The 2,604-nt window shown below is 72.0% G+C and carries 2 protein-coding genes; one reads left to right on the forward strand and one right to left on the reverse strand.

What is annotated here, in order from left to right; translation table 11 throughout:
- Nucleotides 1–594 precede the first annotated feature (594 nt).
- On the reverse strand, nucleotides 595–1,800 hold the full coding sequence (locus FHL79_RS24760) for a GAF domain-containing protein (protein WP_138761207.1): 1,206 nt from the start codon (nucleotides 1,798–1,800) through the stop codon (nucleotides 595–597).
- A 136-nt stretch (nucleotides 1,801–1,936) separates the two neighbouring features.
- Here FHL79_RS24760 and FHL79_RS24765 point away from each other — a divergent pair.
- Nucleotides 1,937–2,604, forward strand: a 668-nt coding sequence (locus tag FHL79_RS24765; RefSeq protein WP_439331143.1) for an NAD(P)-binding protein, incomplete at its 3' end; no start/stop codon positions are given.

A 2,604-nucleotide genomic window follows, 5' to 3' on the forward strand; every position in this document is an offset into this window, starting at 1 on the left:
CCCCCCACCCCACCGCTGGGGAAGGCCGTCTCCGGTCGACCTTGTGCGTCATGGCGAGAGTTCTGAGGCCCAGTCATCACACGACGGCCTCGGCGTCGCTGACGACGGTCGTACACCGCCATCGAGGCGAGCAGGAGGACCAGGACTCCAACGACGAGCGCAGCCACCATGGGATGACGCTACCGACACCAGCGCGCATCAGACGGCTGTCGCTGCCTCCGCGTTCCAGCGGTGGGCAAGGCGACCCCGCGCGGGCCCCGGCGGCTCGATGGGCGCCCAGCAAGTCAGGGAATGGGCCGTGCGATTCCCCACGTAGCGCGGTGAGACGTCCCCCATCGGTTCGCCGGGCGGTCCCGGCCTCGCGACGGCGGAGGCTGCCGACGAGTGGTTCGCGGCAGAGCTCGGTGAGACGGCCGTGCGCTACCTGCTGGCGGACGTCGCGGGATGAGACGCCGACGAGGTCGGCGGCCGGATCCGCAACGCGCGCGAGATGCCCAGCGCCTGCTCAGCAGCAGCGGCACCAGGCCTGCACCGCGGCCGTCGTCCGACCCAAGTCAGGGCGCATGCCGGAGCGGAGAGTCCCGCTCGTGCCGCTCAACCTCGAACAGGGACGTCGGGCGGTACGACGGAGAGCTTGACGCCGTCCGCCAGCCGGTAAGGACTGGTCGTCACCAGTCCACCGATGGCCTTCCGGAGTCGGGAGACCTCGGCCCGCACGGTCACGCAGTGCTCCTCGTCGCCGAAGATGGCCGTGCTCAGTTGGGCGGCGGTCATCCCAGCACGGCCGGCTCGCTGCAGGAGGACGAGTACGTCAGCATGGCGCTGGGTCATCGGGGTCACCCACGGCTCGGGATCCGAGCGCAGCCGGAGCACCGGCGGGCCGGTCAGGTCCAAGTCAGCAACGATGTCCTCCCTCACCTCGCGTGGGCGGATCAGCCAGCCTTCGCCGAGTCGTTCGGGAGCGCACAGCCCCAGTCCCGGGACGGCGATGAGTCTGTCGGCCCGGGGTACCTCCACCCGGTCACGCGCCCCGATGCCCGACTGGTGCGCGACCCAGCCGTGATCGTCGACCAGCAGGAGGGGGCCGTGCACGGTGTCCAGCACGCCTCGTGCCGACTGCCTGAGTCGCTCCAGTCGGTGCTCGTGGTGGCGCCACAGCCGTGACTCGGCCAGCTTGACGGCGCTCTCGACGAGCGCGGCGATGACCGGATGCAGGGTCAGCGCCGGCCCACTGACGTCGACGACGCCCAGCAGCTCGCCGCTGACCGGATGGTGGATCGGTGCGGCGGTGCAGTACCAGGGGTGCTGGGCCTGCTCGAAGTGCTCTGCGGAGAACAGCTGCACGGGCGCCGCCTCGGCGAGCGCCGTCCCGATGGCGTTCGTGCCGACGGTGGCCTCGGTCCAGCGGGCGCCCTCCATGAAGCCCAGGGAGTCAGCGCGAAGCCGTACCCGGGGAGAGCCCTCGCGCCAGAGGATGATCCCGTCGGCATCAGTGACGACCATCAGGAACGAGGAGGCGTCGGCAACGCTGACCAGCACCTGGCGGAGCTCGTCGACGACGAGGGACAGCGGTGACTGCCGGCGACGCTGCTCGACCGCAGCGAAGGGCAGCGGCTCGCGGGCGCTGGGACGGGAGGCATCCAGTCCGAGGTCGAGGGCTCGCGACCAGGAGCGGGCGACCACGCCGCGCGGTCGTACCGGCGGCCTGTCTCCGGCGAGCACCGCATCGTGCACGCGGGTGAGGACCCGGGCGTGGTCCGACAGGTCGGTGCCGGGCGCGATCGCCGAGTAGCTGGTCACGTCCACCTCCACCTCGGCCGGCCTGGGGCCGTGCAACACGCTGCAACGCTTCCCCCGCCACGCCTCGGGAGATGTGCTGCTCATCACACCACGCCTTGTCCGTGGCCGACCTTGGCTGGCTGCAGGAGGAAACGCAATGACGCAGACGCTGGACCCGACCAATGCGCAGACCCCGGACACCGACGACCCGGCCGGCCGGGTGACGGCCTGGCTCGAGGCGTTCCAGTCCGCGCTCACCGCCCGCGACGTCGACCGCGCGGCCGAGCTGTTCGCCCCGACCTGCTTCTGGCGGGACCTGGTCTCCTTCAGCTGGAACATCACCACCGCCGAGGGGCACGACGGCGTCCGCGACCTGCTCCATGCGACGCTCGACCGGACCGACCCGCAGGGCTTCCGTGCGGCCGAGCCGCCGACCGGCGCCGACGACGTGGACGAGGCGTGGATCGAGTTCGAGACCGCCGTCGGGCGCGGTCGGGGCCACCTCCGGCTGACCGACGGCCGGGCCTGGACGCTGCTGACCACGCTGTACGAGCTGACCGGCCACGAGGAGCCGGCCCGCGACCGCCGGCCCAAGGGCGCCGAGCACGGCGCGCAGCGGGAACGGCTGACCTGGCTGGACCGCCGCGAGCAGGAGGCCCGGGAGCTGGGCTACGCGACCCAGCCGTACGTCCTCGTGATCGGTGGCGGTCAGGGCGGCATCGCACTGGGCGCGCGGCTGCGGCAGCTCGACGTCCCGACGATCGTCATCGACAAGCACCCGCGCCCGGGCGACCAGTGGCGCAGCCGCTACAAGTCGCTGTGCCT

The sequence above is a fragment of the Modestobacter altitudinis genome (assembly GCF_005930475.1).
Classification (GTDB): Bacteria; Actinomycetota; Actinomycetes; order Mycobacteriales; family Geodermatophilaceae; genus Modestobacter; species Modestobacter altitudinis.